The sequence below is a fragment of the Streptomyces tateyamensis genome (genome assembly GCF_003205575.1).
In the GTDB taxonomy this organism is placed as follows: Bacteria; Actinomycetota; Actinomycetes; order Streptomycetales; family Streptomycetaceae; genus Kitasatospora; species Kitasatospora tateyamensis.
This window is the reverse complement of sequence record NZ_PYBW01000291.1, coordinates 1-341: the sequence shown is the minus strand read 5'-3', so window position 1 is coordinate 341 and position 341 is coordinate 1. Positions and strand designations below refer to the sequence as shown.

1 protein-coding gene is annotated in these 341 nt (G+C 76.8%); it reads right to left on the bottom strand.

What is annotated here, in order from left to right:
• The coding region (locus tag C7C46_RS33410) for a cobaltochelatase subunit CobN (RefSeq protein WP_146259334.1) at positions 1-341 on the bottom strand (341 nt) is incomplete at both ends.

Here is a 341-nt window from a genome sequence, read left to right as displayed (position 1 = left end):
CGGCGGGGATCCGCACCGGGTTGCGGGCCAGCTGGTCCTCCGTCAACCAGTCCTGGTCGTAGCCGCCGGCCTCGATCAGCGCCTTGATCAGCGCGTCGCCCTCGTGCTCTCCCTCGGTCGGCTCCATGCCCGGGAAGCCCTCGCCCAGCTCCCAGCCCTCCTCGCGCAGGCGGCGCAGCAGGCGGGCCGCACTGGCCGGGGTGTCCAGGCCGACCGCGTTGCCGACCCGGGCGTGCTTGGTCGGGTAGGCGGACAGCACCAGTGCCAACCGCCGCTCGGCGGGCGGCAGGTGGCGCAGCCGGGCGTGCCGGACCGCGATCCCGGCGACCCGGGCGGCCCGC